The following is a 23,584-nucleotide window of genomic DNA, read 5'->3' on the forward strand; positions in this document are numbered from 1 at the left end:
AATGGTTCACCCAACACCAAACAGCATGATAGAGTCCGCTTGAGCGGCGTCCGAAATCTTCGGAGCACATCAAAAGCGTGCCTTGACAAACTGCCGCCGGCCGTGTTTTGGCTTCGGATCGGGGTTGCGGGGGGTCTGGGCCCCGTGGGCCGGTTGGTCTGTTACCGCGTCTTTTCGGTGCTTGGTTGGTTTGCTTTCCATGCCGTGAGGATCAGTAGGGCGTCGTGGGATGGGGTGCCCTGCTCTGCGGTCAGGACCATCAAGCGCTGACCCTCGCCGTCCGGGCTGGCCCAGGTGTCGCAGTCCAACGTCAGCTTGCCCACCAACGGGTGGGTGTAGTGCTTGGTTCCGTACGTTGCCGTGTTGACGTGGTGCTCGGCCCACCACCTGCGGAAGTCCGGGTCCTGGACCGACAGGTCGCCGACCAGTCTTGACAGGTCGGGGTCGGCCGCGTCGGGCGCCGCCTCCATGCGGAGGGCCGCTACCGCTTCGCGGGCGTCGTGCTGCCAGTTCTCGTGCAGCTCTCGGACCGCCGGGTTCGTGAACAGCAAGCGCAGGTAGTTGCGGCGGTTCGCGGGGATGATCTCGAAGTCCGTGAAGAGGGCCGTTGCCGCCGGGTTCCAGGCCAGGATGTCCAGGCGCTTTCCGAGGACCAGCGCCGGGGTGGTGGTGAGCTGGGCGAGCAGCCTGCGCATCGCGGGACGTACGCGCTGGGCGGGACGGCGACGGCGGGGGAGGGCGTCGGCCCGGCCGGCCAGCTCGTAGAGGTAGCGCTGCTGGTCGTCGTCCAGGCGCAAGGCTCGGGCCAACGTGATCAGCACCGGCGCGGACGCGCGGACGCGGCCCTGCTCCAGGCGGGTGTAGTAGTCCACGCTGATCGCCGCGAGCCGGGCGACTTCTTCACGGCGCAGGCCCGTCACCCTGCGGGCCGTCTCCGGCTCGGGCAAGCCGCAGTCCCGCGGGGTCAGCTGGGACCGGCGGGCCTTGAGGAACGCTCCCAGCGCTCGGGGATCGGAGTCCGGCGTCATGGTCTCCAGTGTCCTTCACCGGCCTTGATCCAGGACGCGTGAAGGGGGGCAAGTTCTTTCCCAGGCAGAAACCTGGCTCTCCCGCCCGGGCCGGATCCGCCGGAATGTGGTGGAGCACCAGCCGCACCGTCGCGAGGAGAGCCCCATGGCCACCACCACCGTCCGGTTCGACAGCGCCGGCATCCCGCTCGCCGCCCACCTCCACACCCCGGACACCGCCGCTTCCGGGCCGCGGCCGGCGCTGGTCGTCGGGCACCCCGGCACCGGCGTCAAGGAGCAGACCGCCGGAACCTACGCCCGGCTGATGGCCGAGCGCGGCTTCGTCACCCTCGCCTTCGACGCCGCTCACCAGGGCGAGTCCGGCGGCCTGCCCCGCGGGCTGGAAGACCCCGCCCAGCGCGTGGAGGACTTCAAGGCCGCCGTGTCCTTCCTCACCACCCGCGAGGAGGTCGACGCCGATCGCCTCGGCCTGCTCGGCATCTGTGCCTCCGGTGGCTATTCGCTCGCGGCCACCGGCGGCGACCACCGCGTCAAGGCCGTTGCCACCGTTTCCGGGGTGGATGTGGCCCGGCAGTTCCGCTACGGCGCCGACGGGACCCAGGACCCGGCCGTCTTCCAGGGGCTGCTCGGGCTCGCCGCCCAGGCGCGGACCGCCGCCGCGCGCGGGGAGGACCCCGGTGTGCTGACCATGTTCCCCGAGACCGCCGCGGAGGCCGGTGCGCTCGGCGGGCAGCACGGCGTCGAGGGCTTCGAGTACTACTGCACCCCGCGGGGCGAACACGACCGCTCCGCGAAGTTCCTCGCCTGGCCCAGCGTCGACAAGCTGGCCTCGTTCGACGCCTTCCACGCCGTCCCGCTCATCGCGCCGCGCCCGCTGCTCCAGATCGCCGGCACCCGCGCCGACACGTCCTGGATGGCCGTCGAGGTCCACCAGCGCGCCACCGGCCCGAAGGAGCTCCACTGGATCGAGGGGGCGAGCCACGTCGACCTCTACGACAAGAAGGAGTTCATCGACCCCGCCGTCGAGAAGCTCGCCGCCTACTTCGACGCGAGCCTCTGACGAGCGAAGGAAATTCACTCACCAGGGGGAGGTCCGAACAAGTTACTCGCGCGTTAAACCCTCGGTGACGCGGGTCACCATCGGTTCACAGAGAGGTGAAGCGGATGGGCGCAACGACGCGCAGGTGGCTCACGGCCGCCACGGCCGCGGTGGCGGCACTCGTACTGGGGGCGGGGACCGGCCAAGCGGCGGAACGAGAACCCACCGGGCCGGTCCAGCCCACCATCCTCACCGCCGCGCTGTACTCGCTCGGGGCGCCCACCATCGCGCCGCCGGGGGCCAACGACTGGAACTGCAAGCCCTCCGATCGGCACCCGAACCCCGTCCTGCTCTCCAACGGGACCACCGCCAACGCCTACGAGAACTGGGCCAACCTCTCGAAGAAGCTCGCCGACGCCGGGTACTGCGTCTTCGCCGGGAACTTCGGCGGGGCACCCGGGGCCTTCCTGCAGACCGTCGGGCCGATCGCCGACACCGCGAAAGCGCTTGCCGCCTTCGGAGACAGGATCCTGGCGCGGACCGGCGCGAGCAAGCTCGACGTCGTCGGGCACTCGCAGGGCGGGATGAACGTCCGGTACTGGATCAAGTACCTCGGGGGCGCGGACAAGATCAGCCGGCTCGTCGGGCTGTCGCCGTCCAACCACGGGACCGATCTCTTCGGGCTGCTGAGCACCCTCGAACTGATCCCCGGTGTCCCGGCCGCGCTCGGGACCGTCTGCCAGGCCTGCAACGAACAGGCCGTCGGCTCGGACTTCCTCACCGACCTCAACGCCGGCGGGGAAACCGTGCCCGGCATCCAGTACACCGTCATCCAGACCCGCTACGACGACGTCGTGACGCCGTACACCAGCGCCTTCCTCGAAGCCGCTTCCAACGTGAAGAACATCCTGCTCCAGAACGTCTGCGGGCTCGACTTCACCGACCACCTCGGCATCACCTACGACCCCGTCGCCCAGGGACTGGTGCTCAACGCGCTCGATCCGGCGCACGCGAAGACGCCGCCCTGCGTGTTCGTGCCGCCCGTCATCGGCTGAGTTTCGCCACATGAGACATAACCCACCGCCGGGGCGGATTTCCGCTCCGGCGGTGTCACTCTCGAAGCATGTATTGGCCGGTTCCGGCGTCCTGGACGCCCCACGACGAAGCCGAGCTGGTCGCCGGCTGGCGGCTGTGGCTCGAGCTGTCCGATCGCGCCTGGCCGACCGCCGCCTGGGACGGGACCCCGGCCGGCGCCGTCCGCCAGCTGCGTGACCTGCTCGCCGCGTGCGACGAGATCGAGACCGCCTACCGGGCGGCCGCCGATGCGCCGTCGCCCGGCTTCCTCAGCCTGACGCAGGGGCTCGCCGTCACGGCGGGCTCGGCCATCTCGCTGTGGTTCGACGACTTCGACCAGCTCGACGGCGAGCGCGCGACGCTGCTGCACGAAGACCTCGCGCGGTTCGCCGAGCAGGCGGAACAGGTGCTGACGCTGCTCGCGGTCAACGGCGGCTGGGCCGGCCTCGACGAGGTGCGGCGCCGCCCGGCCTGACGTCGCGGCTGAGTCCACACGCGACGGCCGGTAGCCGGGCGGTCGCGGATCCGGCCCCGTTCATCCCAACGCCGCAACGACGTTGCCCCACTCGGCCCAGCCGATCATGAAGTCGGCTGGGTACTCAGAAGGCATGAACCGGACAGAGGCCACCGCCGAACGCGGCGAGAAGAGCAACACCGCACAACTGCTCGGCCGGGTCGGCATGGCGTGCTACGGCGTCGTACACCTCGTCATCGCCTACCTCGCCCTGCAGGTCGCCTTCGGTGACAGCGAGCAGGCGGACCAGAAGGGGGCCCTGCAGCAGATCGGCTCCACGGCGTTCGGCCAGATCCTGCTCTGGATCGTCGCCGTCGGCCTGATCCTCTTCGGGCTCTGGCAGTTCCTGATGGCCGCCACCGGGTACGAGTGGGTCAGCGGCGGCAAGCGGACGCGCAAGCGGATCGGCGCGGCCGCGCGCGGCGTCGTCGTGATCCTGCTCGGCGTCACCGCCATCCGCATCGCCACCGGCAGCGGGGGCGGCGGGTCCAGCAACGAGAAGCAGCAGGAGTTCACCGCCGAGCTGCTCAAGCTGCCGGCCGGGCCCGCGCTGGTCGTCATCGCCGCCGCGTGCGTGCTCGGCGTCGCCATCGCCGCGGGCGTCAAAGGTGTGAAGAAGAAGTTCCTCGAAGACCTGAACACGACGGAGCTGCCGGGGAAGACCAAGCGCTGGATCGGCACGATCGGGACCATCGGCTACCTCGCCAAGGGCGTCGTCCTGGCCATCGTCGCGATCCTGCTGGCCATCGCCGGATTCACGGCCGACCCGAACAAGGCCGGCGGCCTGGACGCCGCGCTCAAGACGCTCTCCGCCCAGCCCTTCGGCACGGTCCTGCTGATCGTCGTGGCGCTCGGCCTCGCCGCGTTCGGCGTGTACTGCTTCGGTGCGGCCAGGGCGCACAAGCGCTGAGGCGGTGCCTGTCGGTTTCCTGTCGATCATCATCCGGAGCTTCGAATCCAGGTGCTCGGTGCCCTACTTTGGGTCGGGTCAGTTGAATATTCACCTACCCGGGAGCTGAAACCGATGTTCGGACGATTCAAGGACGTGGCCCTGTTGCTGGGGAGGATCGGCGTCGCGGTCGTCTTCCTCGCGCACGGGCTCCAGAAGTGGAACAACGGCATCGACGGCACGGCGAAGTTCTTCGAGATGTCGGGCATCCCGCTGCCCACGGCCGCCGCGATCTTCGCGATGACCGTCGAGATCCTCGGCTCGGTCGCCTTCATCGTCGGCTTCCTGCTGCCGCTCGTCGGCATCGGCTACGTCGTCATCTCGGTCGGCGCGCTGCTGTCGGTGCACATCGACAACGGCCTGACCGGCCAGGGCGGCTACGAGCTGGTCCTGGTGCTGGCGCTCGCCGGGCTCGCGCTCGGCTTCAACGGTGGCCGGCTCTCGCTCGACCACCTGCTGTGGGGCCGCAAGCGCGCCCGCCGCGACGCCGAGGTCGGCGAACTGCAGAACGCCTGAGTCCCCACTCTGCCGCGGCTGGTCGTGAGTGGTAAGGCGGGTTCTAACCCGCCTTACCACTCACGACGGCTGCGGCAGACTGCGTTACGCGGGGAGGTCCGCCGTGGTGCGTTCGGCGTCACGGCGGGAAGCGAGTTTCGCCGGGTCCGCGTTGCTGATGTGGACGAGGTGGGCGCCCGCGGTCAGGGGGACGAGCAGGCCGTCGAGGATGCCGTCCGGGCCGCTCCAGTCCCGGGTCGACAGCACCCGGTCGGCCGCGGTGAGGCCGAGTTTCGCGGCGCGGGCCCTGGCTTCGGCCAGCACCTCGTCCACAGTGGACTCGAAGAGCGCGGCCGTGGTGCCCGGTATCGGGAAGAGCGGGCGGTACTGGTCGCCGGCCAGCCGGGACTCGGTCAGGTAGTCGAACGCGCCGCCGCCCGGCGGCTCGGCGAGGCCGCGGCCCATCGGGTCCAGCGTCACGACGGCGGTGGCCGCCGCGCCGGTCGGTTCCGGGTCGTCCGGCCCGACGAACGCCACCCGCGCCCCGGCGCCCTCGGACACGACGCGCGCCCCGCACCACCACGCCCCGAGCAGCACGCCGACCGTCTGCCAGTGCGCCGGGAGCTGCACCGCCACGGCATCGCCCGGCTCGACGTCGAATTCCTCGGTCAGCCAGTTGGCCGTCTTCGCCGCCCAGTTGGCGGTGGTCGCGACGGACAGCTCGACGCGGCTGCCCAGCTGGTCGTCGTAGTGGGTGATCAACGGTTGGGCGGCCGGCAGCGGGCGCAGCAGCTCGTCGGTCAGGCTCATGGGGACAAGGCTAAAGCGCGGACCACGCGCGGCGCCGGTTGACACCGGATGATCGACCTCAGTACCTTTGCTTTGAAAGCAAACTTATTTCGGAAGCTGGGGAGCACCATGACCATTCTCGTCACCGGGGCCACCGGACACGTCGGGCGCGCAGTGGTCGACGCGCTCGTCGCCGCAGGTCAGGACGTCCGCGCGTCGAGCCGGGACGCCGCGAAGCTCGACGTGCCGGGCGGCGTCGCGAAGGTGAGCGCGGACCTGGAGGACGCCTCGACGCTGGAGCCCGCGCTCGACGGCGTCTCCGCGGCCTTCCTGTACACGCGGCCGCAGGGGATCGAAGGATTCGTGAAGGCGGCGGAAACGGCCGGGGTGCGGCACGTAGTGCTGCTTTCGTCGGCCGCGACGCTCCAGCCGGATGCCGCCCAGAGCCCGATCGCGGCGATGCACCGCGTGGTCGAACAGGCCTTGGCCGCGGGGGCGTTCGCTTCGACGGCGTTGAACCCGGGCGCCTTCGCGACGAACACGCTGGGCTGGCGCGCGGACATCGCGGAGGGAGCGGTCCGCACGGTGTACCCGGACGCGCGGATCGGGGCGATCCACGAGCGGGACATCGCCGACGTCGCGGCCCGGATCCTGGTCGACGGCTCCCACGACGGGGAGTCGCTGGCGCTGACGGGCCCGGAGCCGATCTCGTTCCGGGAGCAGGCCGAGGTGCTCGCGGACGTCCTCGGCCGGCCGTTGCGGTTCGAAGAGCTTACGGAGGAGCAGGCGATTGAGCGGATGCTGGCGGCGGGCTGGTCGCCGGAAGTGCCGCGGGGAGTCCTCGAGGCCTGGGCCCGGACGCTGCACGAGCCGTCGCTGGTGACGGACGTGGTGCGCGAGGTGACCGGCCACGCGCCGCGGACGTTCCGGCAGTGGGCGGAGGACCACCGCGCCGACTTCAGTTGACGCAGGGAACTCCGGGCGAGTCCCGGAGCAGCGGCGCCGCGGCGGGGGCGGCGCCGCTGCCCGCGCCGCCGCCGGTCACGGCGGTGGGGACCGCCGCCGAGTCGCCTGAGCTCCCGCCGGCCGGGGACTGCCCGGGTGCCTGGGCCGCGGCCGGGGCCGGGCGCCCCGCCAGGCCGGCCACGAACTCGCGGACCGCCGTCAGGTCGATCTGCACGATGCTCTGCCCGTCTTGGCTCCGGCCGTTCGCCGTGATCACCGGGATCGTCGCGAACGTCAGCTCACCCGAGGCGATCCCCCTGGCCTGCTGCGCGAACTGCAGCAGGTCGAGGCCCGGGTCCAGGGTCAGCGAGCGGTGCACCGCGTCCATCAGGTCGTTCAGCGTGCCCGGGCTGGTCAGGGTGCCCGCCGAAAGCAGCTGGTGCAGGGCCGAGGACAGGAACGCCTGCTGCCGCACGATCCGGTCCAGGTCGCCGCGCGGCAGGTTCTTCCGCTGGCGGACGAACGACAGCGCTTCGCCGCCCGAGACCGTCTGCTGGCCGCGGCGGAAGTTCGCGCCCGAATCCTTGTCCTCGGTCGCGTGGTTCAAGCACACCTTGACGCCGCCGAGCGCCTCGGTCAGCAGGTAGAAGCCCAGCAGGTTGATCTCCGCGTAGTGGTCGATCCGCACCTGCGTCAGGTCCTGCACCGCCTGCACCAGCACCCGGCGGCCCTCGGTGTCGGAGTCGCGCTCGATCTTCGCCTGGTCGCGCTCGCCCTGCCCGCGCAACGCCTGCGCGAAGTGCGCCTTCGCGATGCCGTACGCCGAGTTGATCTTCGCTTCGCCGCGGCCCGGGATGGCCGTCCACGTGTCGCGCGGGATCGAGACCGCCGACGGCTTGCCGCCGTTCTTCGGCACCCGCAGCAGGATCATCGTGTCCGTGTTCACCGCGCCGTCGTTGGCCTCGGTGCGCAGCTGCCGGAGCACCCGCGCCGGCAGCGCGTTGCCCTGGGCGTCCGTGCGCGCGTCGCTGCCGACGAGCAGGATGTCCTCCGCGCCGTCGTCCGCGGGCGGCGGCGCGGGCTCGCCGGCCCGCGGAGTGAGCGCGTCGGTCGTCGGGACCGTGCTCTGCAGCTGGTCCTTGGTGACGTAGACGTAGCCGCTGGCGCCGAGCGCGAGCAGCGACACCAGGCCGACCGCGACCCGGCGGCTGACTTGGCCCACGCGACGCATCCGCGACGGAGCCGGTGCTTGCCGCGGGAACGGCGACGGCTTCTGTGTCGTCCGGGGCTTCGCCCCGGGCCGGGGGCTCCGCCACCCGGACCCCCGCGAACGGTGGTCGTCGCTCTCTGTCACCGGTTCGGCCGTCGCCTCCGGTTCTTCCTGCTCGTCTGCCACGCCGGCCTACCTCCCCCGAACACCCTGCGTACCCAGTCTAGTTGACGCAGGGAACGTCGCCCGCCGTGATCGGCGGCGCGGCGGAGGTGGACGCCGGCGGCGCGGTGGCCGTCGGCTTGGCCGCCGTCGACGTCGGTGCGCCACCCGGGCCGGCGGCCGAGTTCCGGAAATCCTTGCCCAGCAGCACGCGCACGTGCCCGGCCGGGACGTCCCGGTCCGGCTCGGCCTGCGCCGCGGTGCCCAGCGCCTGCTTGACCAGGCCCAGCGCGGTGTCGTCGGCCGGGTTGTACCGGACGACCGTGGTGTTGCGGACGCCCAGCCGCTGGTCGGCGGCGAGCGTGAAGCCCTTGCCCTGCAGCATCGCGTGCGTCTGGCCGGCCAGCGACGGCGCGCCCGAGCCGTCGAACAGCTCGACCGTGACGGCGTTCGCGCCGGGCAGCTGCGCCGGCGTCTCGCCCGCCGGAGTGCTGCCGTCCGACGTCAGCCGCGCCACCTCCGCCGCCACCTGGGCCGGGTCGACGCGCAGCACGTCGGCGCCGCCGATGGTCGCGTTGCCCAGGGTGGGGATGGTGTGGAACTCGATGTTGCCGCCGGTCAGGCCGCGCATCTGCGCGGCGAACTCGGTCAGGTCCCAGCCCTGCGACAGCACGACGGACTTCTTCACCGCCGACACCAGGTCGGCGATCTTCACCGGGCTGGTCAGCACGTCGGTCGAGAGCACCTTGCGGGCCAGGCCGGAGAGGAACGCCTGCTGGCGGGCGATCCGGTCGAGGTCGTAGTTGGGCAGGCCGTAGCGCTGGCGGACGAAGGCGAGCGCCTGCACGCCTTCGATCGTCTGGCGGCCGCCCGGCAGGTCGACGCCGGACTTCGTTTCCTTGACCGGCCCCTTGAGGCAGACCTCGACGCCGCCGATCGACTTGGTGATCTCGTAGAAGCTCGCCAGGTTGACCTCGGCGTAGCGGTCGATCATGCCCGGCTTGCCGATGAACTTCTCGAGCGTGGCGATGAGGTTCTTCCGCCCGGCGACCTTCGCCTGCTTGTCGGCTTCCTTGAGGTCGGTCATGCCCTGGCGCTGCAACGCCCGGTAAGTGTCCGTGTACGCGTAGACGAACGCGCTGTTGAGCTTGTGCTTGCCGAAGCCGCCGGCCAGCTCCACCCACGAATCGCGGGGGAAGGAGACCGCGATCGCGTGCTTCCCGTTCTGCGGGATGTGCACGAGGATCATGGTGTCGGTGTTCAGTTCGCCGTCGGAGACGCCGGCGTGCAGCATGTCCAGCACCTCGCGCGGCAGCGGGTTGCCCTGCGCGTCGGTGCGGCTGTCCTGCCCGACCAGGAGGATGTCGACCGCGCCGTCGAGCGGCTTCGCGTGCGCCTCGGTGTCGGCGAAGACGTTCGTGGTGGTCAGGCCGGTGCTGGGGTCGCCGATGTACTGCCAGCCGTACCAGGTCAGGGCCAGAACGGCCACCGACAGCAGGGAAAGCACGGCCTTGCCGCCGCGGCGGGCGACGAGGGCGGCACCACGGCCGGTGTGCGGCCCCCGGCGCGCCGGGATGGTCGGCGCAGCCTTTTCGGTCACGCGCTTCCTCCCCTGTGACCCCGTGCTTCCCCCAGGACACCAGTGTGTCTCCACTCGAGACTCTACTGAGGCTGTTGTAGGACCTCCGTAGGCTGGGGGGCGGATGACCCCGTCCGGGGGTGCGAGGAAAGGCGTGGAGATGCGGGTCCTGGTCACCGGTGGTGCCGGCTTCATCGGGTCGCACTACGTCCGGCAGGTGCTGACCGGCGCCTACCCGGCGTTGCACGACGCCGAGGTGGTGGTGCTGGACAAACTCACCTACGCGGGCAACGAGGCCAACCTGGCCCCGGTCGCCGCCGACCCGCGGCTGCGGTTCGTCCGCGGCGACATCTGCGACAACGCGCTCGTCACCGAGGTGATGACGGGCGTGGACCTCGTCGTCCACTTCGCGGCGGAGTCCCATGTGGACCGCTCGATCCTCGGGTCGGCCGACTTCGTGCTCACGAACGTGCTCGGCACGCAGAACCTGCTGCAGGCGGCCGTGGAAGCCGGCGTCGGCAAGTTCGTGCACGTGTCCACCGACGAGGTGTACGGCTCGATCGAGCACGGTTCGTGGACCGAAGATCACCTGCTGGAGCCGAATTCGCCGTATTCGGCGTCGAAGGCGTCGTCCGACCTGGTGGCGCGGTCGTTCTTCCGCACCCACGGGCTGCCGGTGTGCATCACCCGGTGTTCCAACAACTACGGTCCGTACCAGTTCCCGGAAAAGGTCATCCCGCTGTTCGTCACCAGCCTGCTCGACGGGGGGAAGGTGCCGCTCTACGGCGACGGGCTCAACGTCCGTGACTGGCTGCACGTGGACGACCACTGCCACGGCATCCAGCTGGTCGCCGACGGCGGGCGGCCGGGCGAGATCTACAACATCGGCGGCGGCACCGAGCTGACCAACCGTTCGCTGACCGAGAAGCTGCTGGAGGCGGTCGGCGCGAGCTGGGACAGCGTCGAGCCGGTCGAGGACCGCAAGGGGCACGACCGCCGGTATTCGGTGGACATCACCAAGATCCACGAGGAGCTGGGGTACGCTCCGCGCGTCTCTTTCGAGGACGGTCTGGCCGAGACAGTGGCCTGGTACCGGGACAATCGTGCGTGGTGGGAGCCGCTGGCCGCGCGGGCCGCGCTGAAGAAGTAAAGGAATTTCTGTGCCGCTGACGGTACTCGTGCCCGGGGGTTCCGGGCAGCTCGGCCGGGATCTCGCCGCGCTGGCGTCCCCTTCGGTGGACGTCGTGGCCCCCGGTTCCGCCGAGCTGGACGTGACGGCGACGGGCCAGGTGCTGGCCGCGGTCGGGGCGCTGGCCGAGCGGGCCCGGGAAGCGGGTTCGGCGCCGGTGGTGATCAACGCGGCGGCGTACACGGCGGTCGACGCGGCGGAGACCGACGAGGAGCGCGCGTTCGCGGTGAACGCGGACGGGCCGCGAGTGCTGGCGGCGGCGTGCGCGTCCCGGCGGGTGCCGCTGATCCACGTGTCGACGGACTACGTCTTTTCGGGTGACGCATCCCAGCCGTACGAGCCTTCCGACGAGCTGGGGCCGCGCAGCGCGTACGGCCGCACGAAGGCGGCGGGCGAGGACGCGGTCCTCGGGTCCGGGGCGGCGTCGTGGGTGGTGCGCACCGGGTGGCTTTACGGGCATGCCGGCTCGAACTTCGTGAAGACCATGGCGCGGCTGGAATCTTCGCGGGAGACGTTGTCCGTTGTGGACGATCAGATCGGCGGTCCTACGTGGACGGCCGAGCTGGCCGCGGGACTTCTCGAGCTGGCTTCGCGGGTGGCCGCCGGTGACGGGCCCGAGGGGCGGATCCTGCACTGCACGAACGCGGGCGCGGTGAGCTGGTGCGGGTTCGCGCAGGCGATCTTCAAGCACCTGGGCGCGGACCCCGCGCGGGTCCGCCCGTGCACGTCGGCGGAGTACCCGCAGGCGGCGGCCCGGCCGGCTTACTCGGTGCTGTCCCCGTCCTCCTGGAAGGAAGCCTGGCTGACGCCGCTGCGGTCGTGGGAAGAGGCGCTGGCCGCCTACTTCGCGGCTTCTTGACGACGCTCGTTGTGGGGCCGGGTCAGTGCCGGCCTGAGGCCAGCCGGTACGCGCCGACCGTCAGTTCCGCGCACGTGCGCCACGTGAAGTTCGCGGCGTGCGCTCGCCTCGATGCCGACGTCGCCACCGCGTGCGGGTCCGTCACCGCCGTCCGCAACGCCGCCGCCAAGCCGTCCACGTCGCCGTAGGGGACCAGGCTCGCGCACTCGCCCGCGACCTCGCGCAACGCCGGGATGTCCGTGCAGACCACCGGGACGTCCGAGGCCATCGCCTCCAGCACCGGCAGCCCGAACCCCTCGTCGCGCGACGGCAGCACCAGGGCCGAAGCACCGGCCACCACCGTGCGCAGGTCCACATCGGACAGATAGCCGGTCTGGCACCGCCGGGGACCGCGCGGGAACGGGCCCGGGCCCGCGAACACCAGGTCCGGCAGGTCCGGCGCCGAGTCGTGCGCCCGGGTCAGCCAGTCCAAGCCCTTCCGGGGCCCCGCGGCCCCGGCGAACAGCAGGTACCGCGCGGGCAGGCCCAGGCGGGCCCGGCGCTCGTCGTCCGGGGGGCGGGCGGTGAACCACGCCGGGTTCACGCCCAGCGGCGTCACCACGATCTTGTCGCGGGAGACGTCGAGGCGCTCCGCCACCGCGTCCGCCACCGCCGCCGTCGGGGTGCAGATGACGTTCGCGCGGCGGGCGCCGCGGCGGACCAGCTCCGGCAAGCCGCGATCGCTCGGGGCGAGCTCCTCCGGGTTGTCCAGGAAGGCCAGGTCGTGGATCGTCACCACGCCGGCCGCGCGGAAGCGGCCCGGCAGCACGAAGTTCGTGCCGTGCACCACGTCCGTCGGGCCGGCGAACACCTCCACCGGCGGGAAGTCCGAACGCAGCCACGCCATCCGCAGCAGCCGCGCCGCCACCGGCATCCCGCGGGCGCGGGCGCCGTAGGGGAGCACGTGCCGCAGCCGCCGCCAGCCGCGCAGCGTGAACGCCACCGCGCGCGTGTCGACCTCCGGGATCGACACCAGCTCTTCGATCAGCGCGGACGTGTACCGGCCGATCCCGGTGCGCGCGCCGAGCAGCGGGGTGCCGTCGAGGAGGACGCTCAGTGACCTAGCCACGGCGGAGCCGTTGCTTCGCGACCTTCAGCGCCCGGCCGCCCACGCGCCGCACCAGCTCGCGCGGCCCGCCCGCGTCGAGGTACTCGCGGATCAGGTCCACGTCCCGCCGCAGCACGGCCCGGCCGCGGACCGGCGGCGTCGTCACCAGGTCCGCCGAGCCGGGCAGCCGGTCGGCCGCCGGCCGCGGGTCGCGGCAGAACTCCACCAGCGGCTTCAGCACCTCGGGCCACGCGAACCGCTGCGCGACGACGGCGAGCCGCTCGACGCAGCCGGCGGCGAACTCCTCGTCGTACAACGCCTTTTCGAGCGCATCGGCCAAGGCGGCGTCGTCTTCGGCCGGGACGACGACGCCGAGCCGTTCCGCCCGGATCAGGTCGGCGAACGCGTCGCCGTCGGTGGTGACGATCGGCAGCCCCGCCCACAGGTAGTCCAGGACGCGGGTGCGGAACGCGAACGTCGTCTCGACGTGCTCGTAGTGCGTGGTGACGCCGCAGTTCGCGTCGAGCAGCCAGTTCTGGCGCTCGTTATAGGGCACCCACTGCTCGTTGAAGTAGACGTGCTTGCCGGTCAGCCCCAGTGAATCCGCGAGCCGGATCGTCCGGGTGCCGATGTCCATCTCGGCGACTTCGGGGTTCGGGTGCTTCATCCCGAGGAACACCAGCCGGACGTCGCCGCGGCGGCGCCGCAGCTTCTCGATCGCGCGGACCAGGGTCAGCGGGTCGAACCAGCTGTACACCCCGCCCGCCCACAGCACGACGTGGTCGGTGCCGCCGATGCCCAGCGACGAGCGCAGGCCCGGCCCGGTGCGCACCGGCGGCTCCGGCGACAGGCCGAAGGGGACGACCGCGAGCAGCGACTGCGTCGTCGGGTCGGCGTCGTAGAGACGCGGCGAAAGCCGGCCGGTCGCGGCGAGGTGCCCCAGCCAGAAGTGCCGCTGCCGCTCGGAGGCGCAGAGGAAGAAGTCGCCGCGCTCGATCTGGGCGTCGAGGACCCGGGTGACGCCGGCGAGGTCGGCCGCGCGCTGGTCGTCCGCCACGCCCTTGCCCTGCTCCAGCAGTTCCAGGTGCATCGGGTCGTACAGGTCGGCGACGACGATCTTGCCGCGGTGCTGCTTCTTCAGCGACGGCGCCAGCTCCAGCACGTGACCCTGGAGGACGATGACGTCGGCCCAGGCGATCGGCGCGTCCAGCTCGCGGTGCTTGCCCGCGCTCACCCGGAACGGTGCCGGTGGCGGCGTCGCGAGGGGATTGGTGGTGACGAGGTGGACGTCGTGCTCGGCGGCGAGCGCGAGGGCGATGTTCCAGGCGCGGATCGCCGGGCCCGCCATCCGCTCGGTGAGCGCGTCGCCGGTGATCACCAGGATCTTCCGGCGTTGCCCGAAGGCCTTCTCGATGCCGAACGCCTCGACGAGGATGTCGTGCGCGGCCAGGTAGCGCGGGAGCGGGTACGCGGGCTCCAACGCCTTGCGCAGCAAGGGAAGCAGGTCGGCGTCGGTGCGGACGCGGGCGGCCTGCTCGACCGCGCGGGACGCCGCCAGCGACGGCAGCTGCTCGACGAACTGGTCGATGGCCAGCAGCCCGGCGAGCGTGGTGCGGGGGATGGCGACGTCGCCGGACTCGATCGGGCCTGAAGGAGCACCGCCGTGTTCGAGGTCCAGCTGGGTGGCGTCCAGCTCGCCGCGCGCGGTGGCCCGGCGCACGGCCAGGGCCAGCGCCGCGGGCAGCGCGCGGGCCAGGGTCTCGTCGGAGAGGTTCTTGTACAGCGCGGCCAGGGCGTTGCGCTCCAGCAGGAACGTCTCGCGGCCGGTCTCGGGCGCGTCGACCGCCGCCATCGTGCCGTGGTGGCGGTGGAACGCCTGCGACGCCGGGACGTACCGGACGCGCCAGCCGCGCAGGTTGAGCCGCCAGCCGAGGTCGACGTCCTCGTAGAACATGAAGAACCGCTCGTCGAAGCCGCCGAGCTCGGCGAACACGCTCGCCCGGACGAACAGCGCGGAGCCGGTGCCGAACAGGACGTCCTTCGCGACCTCGTGCTCGGCGGCCGGGACGTCGGCCAGCGGCGAACCGGCGTGGCGTTTGTAGCCCATGCCGAACCAGGTCAGGCCGCCGTCGACGAAGTCGGTGCCGGTGCCGTCCCAGTCGAGGACCTTGCTGGCCACCGCGGCGACGCGGGGCTGGGCGCGCAGCTCGGCGACGGCGGCGGAGACCCAGCCGGGCGCGGGGCGGGCGTCGTTGTTGAGGAAGCCGAGAACCGTGCCCTTCGCGTGCTTCGCACCGAGGTTGCAGCCGCCGGCGAATCCGGTGTTGCGACCGGCCTCGACGACCTGGGCCCCGGGGACGGCCTCGCGGATGCGGGCGGCTTCGGCTTCGTCGGCCGAGTTGTCGACGCAGATCAGCTCGAGCTCGGCGTAGTCGTGCTCGGCGAGCGCGCGCAGGCAGGCGATCGTGTCGTCGGCGCCGTGGTAGTTCACCACGATCACCGAGACGAGCGGTTGCGGATCCCCCTGCGCCAAAGCCAGCTCCTGTCGTCGGAATGCCAGCAAGCTTAAAGGCCTGCCCATGCCTCCCAGACCGCGCCTCGGCCGAGCGCCGCGCGGCGGGTGATCTTGCGCCGCGCCCGCAACGCCGCAGGTAGCCGCAAGACCACCTCGGCGAGGACCCGGCAGCGCAGGCCGAAGCGGAAGTTCGGCGCCGCCGGCCGCCCGGAGCGCAGCGGCAGCACCGCTGTCAACACGGCGAACCGGAGCAGCTGGTTCACCGCCACGCCGCGGGGTGCGCAGCGCAGCAGCATGAGCAGCCGGTTGCGCTCGTTCCAGCGGTGGAACAGCGGCGAACCCAGTTCGCTGCTGACGCCGTGGGCGTGCCGGACGCGGGCGTCCGGCGCCGTGACGACGTCCCACCCGGCCAGCCGCAGCCGCCACGCCGTGTCGGTGTCCTCGTAATAACAGAAGAATCCGGCCGGGACGCCGTGCACGCTCTTCAGCGCGCCGGTGCGCAGCAGCGCCGCGCCGCCGCAGAAGCCGAACACCTCGCCGGTGGGCTCGGTGACGTCGGCGCCGTGGCCGTCGGCGGTCAACCGGACGCCGGCGGACTGCGTGCGGCCGTCGGGGCGCACCAGCCGGGACGTCGCCGCGGCGGCCAGCGGCGCCTTTTCGAGGGTGTCTTCCAGGGTCGCGAGCCAGTCCGGCGCCGGTTCGGCGTCGTCGTTCAGCCACGCCGTGAACGGTGTTCCGACCTTCCCGGCGGCGACGGCGAGGGCGCCCGCGTAGCCGGCGTTGCGCGGGAGGCGGAGCACTTCCGGGCGTGAAGGATGGGCCGCGAGCAGGGCGGCGGTGCCGTCGGCGGAGGCGTTGTCGACCACGAGCGTCCGATGTGGACGCGTCTGCGCGGAGAGCGCGTCCAGGCAGGCCGTGATGTGCCCGGCACCCCGCCAGGTCACGACTACCACCGTGGTGGCGGGATTCGCGGTCACGTCCCGCACAATAGCCGCGTGCCCGAACTGGTCGTGCTCGCCGAGCAGCTCCTCGCACCCGTGCCCGGTGGCACCGGGCGCTACACGGCCGAGCTGCTCCCCGCGCTGGCGAAGACCGCGCCGCCGGGCTGGACGGTGTCCAGCGTGGTCGCGCGGCACGCCGAGGTCGGCGCGGCCCGCGTGCCCGGCGTCGAGGGCCCGCGCGTGCTGCGGATCCCGCCGCGGGCGCTGGTCGCCGCGTGGCAGGCGGGCCTGCGCTGGTGGCCGGGCGGCGACGCGGTGCACGCGCCGACCCCGTTCGCGCCGCCGCGCGCCCCGGCCGGGAAGACGCTGAGCGTGACCGTGCACGACACCGTGCCGTGGACCCACCCCGAGACGCTCACCGCGCGCGGGGTGAGCTGGCACCGGTCGATGATCGCGCGGGCCGCGCGGCGGGCGTCCGGGCTGGTGGTGCCGACGCGGGCGGTCGCGGACGAGCTCGCGGTGCTCATCGACGTCGACGTCCCGGTGCGCGTGGTGCCGCACGGCGTGCGGGTGCCTTCCGGCTCGGCCGAACTGGACCTCCCGGCGCGGTACGTGCTGGCCGTCGGCACGATCGAGCCGCGCAAGGGCATCGACGTGCTGGTCGACGCGGTCGCGGCGCTGGAGGGCACGGTGCTGGTGCTGGCCGGCCAGCCGGGCTGGGGCGGCATCGACCCGGTGGCGCTGGCGGCCGAGCGCGGCCTGCCCGCCGACCGGCTGCGGATGCTGGGGAAGGTGACCGACGCCGAGCTGGCGACCGTGCTGCGCCGGGCCGGCGTGCTGGCCGTGCCGAGCCTCGCCGAGGGGTTCGGGCTGGGGCTGCTGGAGGCGATGGCGGCGGGGATCCCGGTGGTGCACACCGACGTCCCGGCGCTGGCCGAGGTGGCCGGCGGGGCCGGGGTCATGGTGCCCCGCGGGGACGCCGCGGCGCTGGCTTCCGCGCTGCGCGAAGTGCTCGGTTCGCCGGCGAGGGCGGCGGAGCTGACCCGGGCGGGGCGGGAGCGGGCGAAGGCGTTCACCTGGCGTCGCGCGGCCGAAGCCGTCTGGGCGATCCACCGCCGGCCCCACGACTGAGCCGCTCACCAGCCCGGTTTGCCAGTTCCCCACCATGGCGCCGGAGCCCCGCCGTACCCTGCAGGGGTGAGCGACGATCCCCGGGTGCTGATCGACGCGACCGCGGTCCCCGCGGACCGCGGCGGTGTCGGGCGGTACGTGGATTCGCTCGTCGCCGCCCTCGACGCGGACGGGGCGCGGCTCACCGTCGTCTGCCAGCCCCGCGATCTGCAGCTCTACGACCAGCTGGCGCCGCGCTCGCGCGTCGTTCCCGCGTCGCCGGCCACGAGCACCCGCACGGCCCGCCTGACCTGGGAGCAAGCGACCCTGCCGCGGCTGGCGCGCCGGCTCGGCGCGGACGTCGTCCACTCACCGCACTACACGATGCCGGTGGCGACCTCGGCCGCGTCGGTGGTCACGCTGCACGACGCGACGTTCTTCACCGACGCCGTGCTGCACTCCTCGGTGAAGGCCCGCTTCTTCCGCGCGTGGACGGCGACGGCGCTTCGCCGCGCGACACTGTGCGTAGTGCCTTCGGCGGCGACGGCCTCGGAGCTAGCCAGGGTCGGCCCGGTCCGGCACGCGTTGCTGGAAGTGATTCACCACGGCGTCGACAGCGAGCGCTTCCACCCGCCGTCCCCGGCGGAGGTCGCGGCGGCGCGCGCGGCCGTCGGCCTGGGGAAGACGCCGTACGTGGCCTTCCTGGGCGCGCTGGAGCCGCGGAAGAACGTGCCCGCGTTGATCCGCGGGTTCGCGCGCGCGGTCGCCGGCCGCCCGGACGCCCCGGCGCTGGTGCTGGCCGGCCAGCCGGGCTGGGACACCCAGGTCGAGCGCGCGCTGGACGCGGTCCCGCACCGGCTGCGCGTGATCCGGGCGGGCTACCTGCCGTTCGGCACGCTGGCGGGTTTCCTCGGCGGCGCGGAGCTGGTGGCGTACCCGTCACTGGGCGAGGGGTTCGGGCTGCCGGTCCTGGAGGCGATGGCGTGCGGCGCGTGCGTCCTGACCACGCGCCGGTTGTCGCTGCCGGAGGTGGGTGGCGACGCGGTGGCGTACTGCGGGGTGGGCGCCGGCGACGTCGCGGCCGCTCTTGGTGAGCTGCTCGCGGACCCGGGCCGGCGGGCCGAGCTGGCGACGGCCGCGCAGCAGCGCGCGAAGGAGTTCTCGTGGGCCACGACCGCGGAACGCCATCGGGAGGCGTACGCGAAAGCCTGGTCCCGCCACCTCCGCACCCGCTGAACCGTGCTCGAGAAGCCGACACGCGTGATCGAAGGGTCGACACGCGTGATTCAAAGGTCGACACGGCGACAACCGGCCTCGCTCGGCGTGTCGACCTCGCAATCACGCGTGCCGGCTTTCCGATCACGCGTGCCGGCGCTTCCGTCACGGCCCCCGGGGTGGCGGGGTTGCCCTGCGTGACGAGTGGACAATGGCCGGGTGACTGAGCAATCCCGCTATGGCGACGATGTCGGCGTCGTGACCGTGACCTACTTCTCCGAGGACACCATCGAGCGGTTCCTCGACACCCTCGAGAAGGCCACCGAGCGCGAAGTCAAGGTGGTCATCGCGGACAACGCGTCCGTCGAGGGTGCCCTCGAGCGGGTCACCGCCGACCGGGCGAACGTGCAGCTGCTCACCATCGCGGAAAACGTCGGCTACGGGACCGCCGCGAACCGGGGCGTCGCCGAGCTCGACGACTCCTACGGCTGGGTCGTCGTCGTCAACCCGGACCTCGAATGGGAGCCCGGGTCGCTCGACGCGCTGCTCGAGGTCGCCGGGCGGTGGCCGCGCGGGGGTGCCTTCGGGCCGCTGATCCACGACGTCGGCGGCACGGTCTACCCCTCGGCCCGGCTCCTGCCGTCCTTCGGGCGCGGGATCGGGCACGCCGTCTTCGCGAAGGTCTGGCCCGGCAACCCCTGGACCAAGCAGTACCGGCAGGAGAGCGGCACGCCGGTCGAGCGCACCTCGGGCTGGCTGTCCGGCTCGTGCCAGCTGATCCGCCGGGAGGCGTTCGACTCCGTCGGCGGCTTCGACACGCGCTACTTCATGTACTTCGAGGACGTCGACCTCGGCGACCGGCTGGCCAAGGCGGGCTGGCTGAACGTCTACGCGCCGACCTCGCGGGTGACGCACGAAGGCGGCCACTCGACGTCACAGGCGTCGAAGAAGATGCTCGCGGCGCACCACGCCAGCGCCTACCGCTACCTCGCCGATCGCCACCAGGGGCTCGCCTGGAAGCCGGTGCTGGCCGCCGTGAAGCTCGGCCTCGCGCTGCGGCTGAAGCTGGAAACCCGCTAGATCCCGTCGAGCCGGCGCGAAAGGTCGGACTTGCCGATGTTCTGCGTCACCGTCGGCACCAGGCCGGTGTCCTCCGGGTCGGGCTCCTTCAGCGGGCTCGTGACCTGCTCGGCCTGGGGCCGGCGGGACAGTGGCATCGAGGCGGGCATCGGAGTGGGCAGCGGTGTCGTCGGCGACGGCGTGCTCAGCGGTGTCGTCTGCTGCGGGCGGCGGCCACCCTGGAGCTCCATCCGCCGCGTCGGCGCCGAGCCGGCCAGCGGGTGGTCGTTCTCCTCGATCAGCGACGCCGGCAGCTGCGTGGTCGTGTCGGGGTCGCGGCTGCGGTCGAGCCCGTCGATCTGCGCGCGCGGGATCTGCTGGGTGTTCGACGAGTCCATCGGTGACGTCGCGCTGTCGGGTGTCACGACGAACACACCGCGCGCCTGGGCTCGTGCGAGCAGGGCGTCCGCCCGATCGCGGGGGTCCATCCCCTCGGCCTCCCGACTGACCCGGGGCCCTCTGGGGAAAGGCCCGCCTGTTTCCTGTCTAGGGTAGGCCCTCCGGGCGACCTCCGTCAGGGTTTCCCACGGCTTGTCGCTCAGCGGTGCGTGATAAAAGAGGAGATTTCCGTGACGTCCGAGGTCCGAACCGACGCTGTCGACGCCGTCGTGCTGGTCGGGGGCAAGGGCACGCGCCTCCGGCCATTGACGCTGTCGGCGCCGAAGCCGATGCTCCCCACAGCCGGGACCCCCTACCTGAGCCACCTGTTCTCCCGCATCCGCGAAGCCGGCATCCGGCACGTCGTGCTGGGCACGAGCTACCGGGCGGAGGTCTTCGAGGAGTACTTCGGCGACGGCAAGTCCATCGGCCTCGACCTGGAGTACGTCGTCGAGGAGGAGCCGCTCGACACCGCGGGCGCGATCCGGAACGTCTACGACCGGCTCCGGGCCGACCACGTGATCGTCTTCAACGGCGACATCATCTCCGGCTCGGACCTCGGCGAGCAGCTGCGCGTCCACCGCGAATCCGAGGCCGACGTCACCCTGCACCTGCAGCGCGTGCCGGACCCCAGCCGGTTCGGGTCGGTGCCGACCGACGAGACCGGGCGCGTCCAGGCGTTCCTCGAGAAGACGCCGGACCCGCCGACCGACCAGATCAACGCCGGCTGCTACGTCTTCCGCCGCCCGGTGATCGAGGCCATCCCGACGGGACGGCGGGTGTCGGTCGAGCGCGAGACGTTCCCACAGCTGCTGGAGCAGGGCGCGCACATCCAGGGCTTCGTCGACGAGTCCTACTGGCTGGACGTCGGCACGCCGGAAGCGTTCGTGCGCGGCTCGGCCGACCTGGTGCGCGGCCTGGCGCCGACGTCCGCGCTGCCCGGCCGCCCCGGCGACTTCCTGGTCCTGGACGGCGCGTCGGTGGCCGAGGACGCCCAGCTGTCCGGCGGCTCGACGATCGGCGTCGCCGCGGTCGTGGGCCCGGGCGCGAAGATCGACGGCTCGGTCCTGTTCGACGGCGCGGCGGTCTCCGAGGGCGCGATCGTCGAGCGTTCGGTGCTCGGGCACGGCGCCCGCGTCGGCGCCGGCGCGGTGCTGCGCGGCGTGGTGCTGGGCGACGGCGTGTCCGTCGGGGCCGGCTGCGAGCTCCTCGACGGCGCCCGCGTCTGGCCGGACGTCGTCCTGCCCGACGGATCCGTCCGCTTTTCGAGCGACGCGTAGCCCGATGTACTGGCGTCCCGCGTTCGAGGTCGACCTGGGCCGGGTCCTGGGTCCGCTGAAGCGCGGCCGCGGGTCGCTCAACATCCTCACCGACGAGCGCGGCATCACCTGGCTCGCGTCGAACACCCCGGACGGCCCCGGAACGCTGGCGCTGCGCCGCTGTTCGGACGGCCGCATCGAGGCCGCGGCCTGGGGTGAGGCGAAGGACCGGCTGCTCGCCGGCGTGCCCGCCTTGCTGGGGGCGGACGACGACGATTCCGGGTTCGTCGCGCACCACGACGTCGTCGCCCGGGCCCGCCGGGCGAACCCCGGCCTGCGGCTCGGGTCGACCGGGGTGGTGTGGGACTGGCTGGTGCTCGCCGTGCTGGAGCAGAAGGTGACGGGCAAGGAAGCGATCCGGTCGTGGGCCGAGCTGTGCCGCCGCTTCGGCACGCGCCCACCCGGCCCGGCGCCCGAGCGGCTGCGCGTGCCCCCGGCGCCGGCGGCGCTGAGGGCGCTGCCGGACTGGCACTGGCACCGCGCGGGGGTGGACATCAAGCGCCGGACGGCGTTGCTGAACGCGGCGCGCGTGGCGGGTCACCTGGAGCGGGCGGTGGAGCTGCGCGGGCTCGAAGGCCGCCACTGGTTGCGCCAGGTCCCGGGCATCGGAGTCTGGACGGCGGCGGAGATCGCCCAGCGCGCCTGGGGCGACCCGGACGCGGTGAGCTTCGGCGACTACAACATCCCTTCGATGGTCGGGAATGCGGTACTGGGCACGAAGCTCGACGACACGGGGATGGCGGAGGTGCTGGCCCCGTACGCACCGCAGCGGCAGCGGGTGGTGCGGTATTTGGAGGCGGCCGGGCACACGCGGCCACGGTTCGGGCCGAGGATCGAGCTGCGCGACTACCGCGCGATGTGAGGGCTGCAGGCTGCTGCGCCGAAGGCCGCCATCGCGGCATCACTGCGCTGATGGTGGCCCCGGAAGGCGCCGAACCACGGACTTCGGCTACTGCTGCGGGGGATAACCGCCCGGCGGCGGCGGGTACGGCGGCTGCTGACCCGGATAGCCCTGCGGCGGTCCGCCATAACCCTGCTGTGGCGGGTATCCCGGCGGCTGCTGTCCCGGATATCCCTGCTGCGGCGGGTATCCCGGCTGCTGGTACCCCGGGTACTGCGGCGGGTACGGCGGCTGCTTCGGCTTGCTCGAGTTCACGATGAACAGCACCACCCCGGCGACGCCGGCGAGCCCCACCAAGATGATCAGCAGCATCAGGACGCTCACCATCAGCCGTTCCCCTCGTCGAGTGCCGCGCGGACGATCGACAGCGCTTCGGCGTCGTCGAGGCCGAGCCTACGGGTGGTCTTCGCGTACTCCGCCGCCGCCTGCTGGGCTCGGCGGCGGCTCTGGTCGCCCGCCGCCGCGACGAAGCTGCCCGCGCGGCCGCGGGTCTCGATCAGGCCCGCTTCCTCCAGCTCGCGGTACGCCCGCGCCACCGTGTTCGGGGCGATGCCCAGGTCGGCCGCGAGCTGCCGGACCGTGGGCAGTTTCGTGCCGACGGCCAGGCTCCGGTCGTTGATCCGCGTCGCGAGCCCGGACCGGACCTGCTCGAACGGCGGGACCGGCGAACCGCTGTCGAAGGGGACGATCACCAGCTCTGCGGACCCGCTCCCGGCCCCGGCAGCTGCTGCGGCGGCGGGAACGACGGCCCCTGCGGCGCGTACTGCTGCGGCGCGGGCGGATAGCCCGGCTGCTGCGGGAACCCCTGCTGCGGCGAAGGCGGCGGATGTCCCGGCGCGAACCCCGGCTGCGCGAACCCCTGCGAAGCCGGCTGCGGGAAACCTTGTGACGGCGGCTGCGCGAAACCTTGCGCGCGCGGCTGCGGGAATCCCTGCGACGGCGGCGCGGCAAACCCCTGCTGCGGCGGGAAGCCCGGGTTCGGCGGGAACTGCCCGCCGTTCTTCATCGCCTCTTCGCGGCGCATCTTCGACACCCGCACCACCACCGCGATGATGAACACGATGACGCCCAGGACGATCAGCCCGAGCACGATGTACCCGAACACGCCGGTGTCACCGCCACCGCCGGAGTGGTAGTGCACCCGCTCCGGGAACTGTGTAGCCATGT

The 23,584-nt window shown here is 72.4% G+C and carries 24 protein-coding genes; 13 read left to right on the forward strand and 11 right to left on the reverse strand.

The annotated features are described in order from the left end of the window. Positions 1 to 161: 161 nt before the first annotated feature. The gene (locus tag C2L58_RS47305; protein WP_103344173.1) at positions 162 to 1,028 is read right to left on the reverse strand and encodes a helix-turn-helix domain-containing protein; all 867 of its coding nucleotides are present in this window, start codon (positions 1,026 to 1,028) and stop codon (positions 162 to 164) included. A 145-nt stretch (positions 1,029 to 1,173) separates the two neighbouring features. Between C2L58_RS47305 and C2L58_RS47310 the strand changes: the two genes are divergently transcribed. The 5 genes from C2L58_RS47310 (at position 1,174) to C2L58_RS47330 (ending at position 5,120) form a co-directional block, all read left to right on the forward strand. Next, positions 1,174 to 2,088 (forward strand): alpha/beta hydrolase, encoded by a 915-nt coding sequence (locus C2L58_RS47310; protein WP_103344174.1) that lies wholly within the window; start codon positions 1,174 to 1,176, stop codon positions 2,086 to 2,088. A gap of 104 nt (positions 2,089 to 2,192) precedes the next feature. Beyond that, a complete protein-coding gene (locus C2L58_RS47315; protein ID WP_103344175.1) occupies positions 2,193 to 3,122 on the forward strand; it encodes an esterase/lipase family protein in 930 nt (309 codons plus the stop codon). 68 nt (positions 3,123 to 3,190) lie between these two features. Beyond that, positions 3,191 to 3,616, forward strand: coding sequence for a hypothetical protein (locus C2L58_RS47320; protein WP_103344176.1), 426 nt, complete (start codon positions 3,191 to 3,193; stop codon positions 3,614 to 3,616). A 133-nt stretch (positions 3,617 to 3,749) separates the two neighbouring features. Further along, positions 3,750 to 4,565 (forward strand): DUF1206 domain-containing protein, encoded by an 816-nt coding sequence (locus tag C2L58_RS47325; RefSeq protein ID WP_103344177.1) that lies wholly within the window; start codon positions 3,750 to 3,752, stop codon positions 4,563 to 4,565. A 114-nt stretch (positions 4,566 to 4,679) separates the two neighbouring features. Next, positions 4,680 to 5,120 (forward strand): DoxX family protein, encoded by a 441-nt coding sequence (locus C2L58_RS47330; RefSeq protein ID WP_103344178.1) that lies wholly within the window; start codon positions 4,680 to 4,682, stop codon positions 5,118 to 5,120. 84 nt (positions 5,121 to 5,204) lie between these two features. On the opposite strand, the gene C2L58_RS47335 is transcribed toward C2L58_RS47330, so the two are convergent. After that, a complete protein-coding gene (locus C2L58_RS47335) occupies positions 5,205 to 5,909 on the reverse strand; it encodes a TIGR03089 family protein (protein WP_103344179.1) in 705 nt (234 codons plus the stop codon). A 108-nt stretch (positions 5,910 to 6,017) separates the two neighbouring features. Here C2L58_RS47335 and C2L58_RS47340 point away from each other — a divergent pair, with 108 nt between their 5' ends. Next, positions 6,018 to 6,854, forward strand: a complete 837-nt coding sequence (locus tag C2L58_RS47340) for an NmrA family NAD(P)-binding protein (RefSeq protein WP_103344180.1) — start codon at positions 6,018 to 6,020, stop codon at positions 6,852 to 6,854. On the opposite strand, the gene C2L58_RS47345 is transcribed toward C2L58_RS47340, so the two are convergent. After that, entirely contained in the window at positions 6,847 to 8,055 is a 1,209-nt protein-coding gene (locus C2L58_RS47345; protein ID WP_103344181.1) for an LCP family protein, read from the reverse strand. The two genes, C2L58_RS47340 and C2L58_RS47345, sit on opposite strands and share 8 nt — an antisense overlap. Positions 8,056 to 8,266: 211 nt before the next feature. Continuing rightward, positions 8,267 to 9,805 carry an LCP family protein gene (locus C2L58_RS47350; RefSeq protein WP_103344182.1) on the reverse strand — a complete coding sequence of 513 codons (1,539 nt, stop codon included), beginning with the start codon at positions 9,803 to 9,805 and terminating at the stop codon, positions 8,267 to 8,269. Between the two features lie 139 nt (positions 9,806 to 9,944). On the opposite strand from C2L58_RS47350, the gene rfbB reads away from it, so the two are divergent. Both rfbB and rfbD read left to right on the forward strand, forming a co-directional pair. Continuing rightward, positions 9,945 to 10,934, forward strand: a complete 990-nt coding sequence (rfbB, locus tag C2L58_RS47355; RefSeq protein ID WP_103344205.1) for a dTDP-glucose 4,6-dehydratase — start codon at positions 9,945 to 9,947, stop codon at positions 10,932 to 10,934. Between the two features lie 4 nt (positions 10,935 to 10,938). Next, positions 10,939 to 11,832: a dTDP-4-dehydrorhamnose reductase gene (gene rfbD / locus C2L58_RS47360; RefSeq protein ID WP_103344183.1), complete on the forward strand. Its 894-nt coding sequence runs from the start codon at positions 10,939 to 10,941 to the stop codon at positions 11,830 to 11,832. Positions 11,833 to 11,854: 22 nt separating this feature from the next. Here the strand turns inward: rfbD and C2L58_RS47365 are convergent, their stop codons facing one another. From C2L58_RS47365 to C2L58_RS47375, 3 genes are read right to left on the reverse strand one after another with little or no spacing between them, the layout of a single operon-like run. Further along, on the reverse strand, positions 11,855 to 12,940 hold the full coding sequence (locus C2L58_RS47365; RefSeq protein WP_103344184.1) for a glycosyltransferase family 4 protein: 1,086 nt from the start codon (positions 12,938 to 12,940) through the stop codon (positions 11,855 to 11,857). Then, positions 12,933 to 15,452: a glycosyltransferase gene (locus tag C2L58_RS47370; RefSeq protein ID WP_103344185.1), complete on the reverse strand. Its 2,520-nt coding sequence runs from the start codon at positions 15,450 to 15,452 to the stop codon at positions 12,933 to 12,935. The genes C2L58_RS47365 and C2L58_RS47370 overlap by 8 nt, the downstream gene beginning before the upstream one ends. Before the next feature lie 32 nt (positions 15,453 to 15,484). Then, positions 15,485 to 16,420 carry a glycosyltransferase family 2 protein gene (locus tag C2L58_RS47375; protein ID WP_199191773.1) on the reverse strand — a complete coding sequence of 312 codons (936 nt, stop codon included), beginning with the start codon at positions 16,418 to 16,420 and terminating at the stop codon, positions 15,485 to 15,487. A 9-nt stretch (positions 16,421 to 16,429) separates the two neighbouring features. Here C2L58_RS47375 and C2L58_RS47380 point away from each other — a divergent pair, with 9 nt between their 5' ends. The 3 genes from C2L58_RS47380 (at position 16,430) to C2L58_RS47390 (ending at position 19,780) form a co-directional block, all read left to right on the forward strand. Beyond that, positions 16,430 to 17,506: a glycosyltransferase family 4 protein gene (locus C2L58_RS47380; protein ID WP_103344186.1), complete on the forward strand. Its 1,077-nt coding sequence runs from the start codon at positions 16,430 to 16,432 to the stop codon at positions 17,504 to 17,506. An 84-nt stretch (positions 17,507 to 17,590) separates the two neighbouring features. Further along, the gene (locus C2L58_RS47385) at positions 17,591 to 18,721 is read left to right on the forward strand and encodes a glycosyltransferase family 4 protein (RefSeq protein ID WP_103344187.1); all 1,131 of its coding nucleotides are present in this window, start codon (positions 17,591 to 17,593) and stop codon (positions 18,719 to 18,721) included. A gap of 198 nt (positions 18,722 to 18,919) precedes the next feature. After that, a complete protein-coding gene (locus C2L58_RS47390; RefSeq protein WP_199191774.1) occupies positions 18,920 to 19,780 on the forward strand; it encodes a glycosyltransferase family 2 protein in 861 nt (286 codons plus the stop codon). On the opposite strand, the gene C2L58_RS47395 is transcribed toward C2L58_RS47390, so the two are convergent. After that, on the reverse strand, positions 19,777 to 20,247 hold the full coding sequence (locus tag C2L58_RS47395) for a hypothetical protein (RefSeq protein ID WP_103344189.1): 471 nt from the start codon (positions 20,245 to 20,247) through the stop codon (positions 19,777 to 19,779). The genes C2L58_RS47390 and C2L58_RS47395 overlap by 4 nt on opposite strands. A 141-nt stretch (positions 20,248 to 20,388) precedes the next feature. Between C2L58_RS47395 and C2L58_RS47400 the strand changes: the two genes are divergently transcribed. Then, entirely contained in the window at positions 20,389 to 21,477 is a 1,089-nt protein-coding gene (locus tag C2L58_RS47400) for a sugar phosphate nucleotidyltransferase (protein ID WP_013222926.1), read from the forward strand. Positions 21,478 to 21,481: 4 nt separating this feature from the next. Further along, positions 21,482 to 22,378, forward strand: a complete 897-nt coding sequence (locus C2L58_RS47405; protein ID WP_103344190.1) for a DNA-3-methyladenine glycosylase family protein — start codon at positions 21,482 to 21,484, stop codon at positions 22,376 to 22,378. Positions 22,379 to 22,465: 87 nt separating this feature from the next. Here C2L58_RS47405 and C2L58_RS47410 read toward each other — a convergent pair whose 3' ends face one another. Genes C2L58_RS47410 through C2L58_RS47420 form a run of 3 tightly spaced genes read right to left on the reverse strand, consistent with a single transcriptional unit; the run spans position 22,466 to position 23,582 of the window. Continuing rightward, positions 22,466 to 22,744, reverse strand: coding sequence for a hypothetical protein (locus tag C2L58_RS47410; RefSeq protein WP_103344191.1), 279 nt, complete (start codon positions 22,742 to 22,744; stop codon positions 22,466 to 22,468). Further along, complete coding sequence (locus C2L58_RS47415) at positions 22,744 to 23,109, reverse strand: GntR family transcriptional regulator (protein WP_103344192.1); 366 nt, start codon at positions 23,107 to 23,109, stop codon at positions 22,744 to 22,746. The genes C2L58_RS47410 and C2L58_RS47415 overlap by 1 nt, the downstream gene beginning before the upstream one ends. Beyond that, entirely contained in the window at positions 23,106 to 23,582 is a 477-nt protein-coding gene (locus tag C2L58_RS47420) for a hypothetical protein (RefSeq protein ID WP_103344193.1), read from the reverse strand. Before C2L58_RS47420 ends, C2L58_RS47415 begins: the two co-directional genes overlap by 4 nt. Positions 23,583 to 23,584: the final 2 nt, after the last annotated feature.

The organism is Amycolatopsis sp. CA-126428 (assembly GCF_002904335.1).
Lineage (GTDB): Bacteria > Actinomycetota > Actinomycetes > Mycobacteriales > Pseudonocardiaceae > Amycolatopsis.

Coding starts and splice junctions, on each gene's coding strand:
- rfbB (WP_103344205.1), top strand. CDS start 9,945: ATGCGGGTCCTGGTCACCGGTGGTGCCGGCTTCATCGGGTCGCACTAC.
- C2L58_RS47420 (WP_103344193.1), bottom strand. CDS start 23,582: ATGGCTACACAGTTCCCGGAGCGGGTGCACTACCACTCCGGCGGTGGC.
- C2L58_RS47305 (WP_103344173.1), bottom strand. CDS start 1,028: ATGACGCCGGACTCCGATCCCCGAGCGCTGGGAGCGTTCCTCAAGGCC.
- C2L58_RS47410 (WP_103344191.1), bottom strand. CDS start 22,744: ATGGTGAGCGTCCTGATGCTGCTGATCATCTTGGTGGGGCTCGCCGGC.
- C2L58_RS47315 (WP_103344175.1), top strand. CDS start 2,193: ATGGGCGCAACGACGCGCAGGTGGCTCACGGCCGCCACGGCCGCGGTG.
- C2L58_RS47330 (WP_103344178.1), top strand. CDS start 4,680: ATGTTCGGACGATTCAAGGACGTGGCCCTGTTGCTGGGGAGGATCGGC.
- C2L58_RS47325 (WP_103344177.1), top strand. CDS start 3,750: ATGAACCGGACAGAGGCCACCGCCGAACGCGGCGAGAAGAGCAACACC.
- C2L58_RS47335 (WP_103344179.1), bottom strand. CDS start 5,909: ATGAGCCTGACCGACGAGCTGCTGCGCCCGCTGCCGGCCGCCCAACCG.
- C2L58_RS47395 (WP_103344189.1), bottom strand. CDS start 20,247: ATGGACCCCCGCGATCGGGCGGACGCCCTGCTCGCACGAGCCCAGGCG.
- C2L58_RS47340 (WP_103344180.1), top strand. CDS start 6,018: ATGACCATTCTCGTCACCGGGGCCACCGGACACGTCGGGCGCGCAGTG.
- C2L58_RS47320 (WP_103344176.1), top strand. CDS start 3,191: ATGTATTGGCCGGTTCCGGCGTCCTGGACGCCCCACGACGAAGCCGAG.
- C2L58_RS47405 (WP_103344190.1), top strand. CDS start 21,482: ATGTACTGGCGTCCCGCGTTCGAGGTCGACCTGGGCCGGGTCCTGGGT.
- C2L58_RS47310 (WP_103344174.1), top strand. CDS start 1,174: ATGGCCACCACCACCGTCCGGTTCGACAGCGCCGGCATCCCGCTCGCC.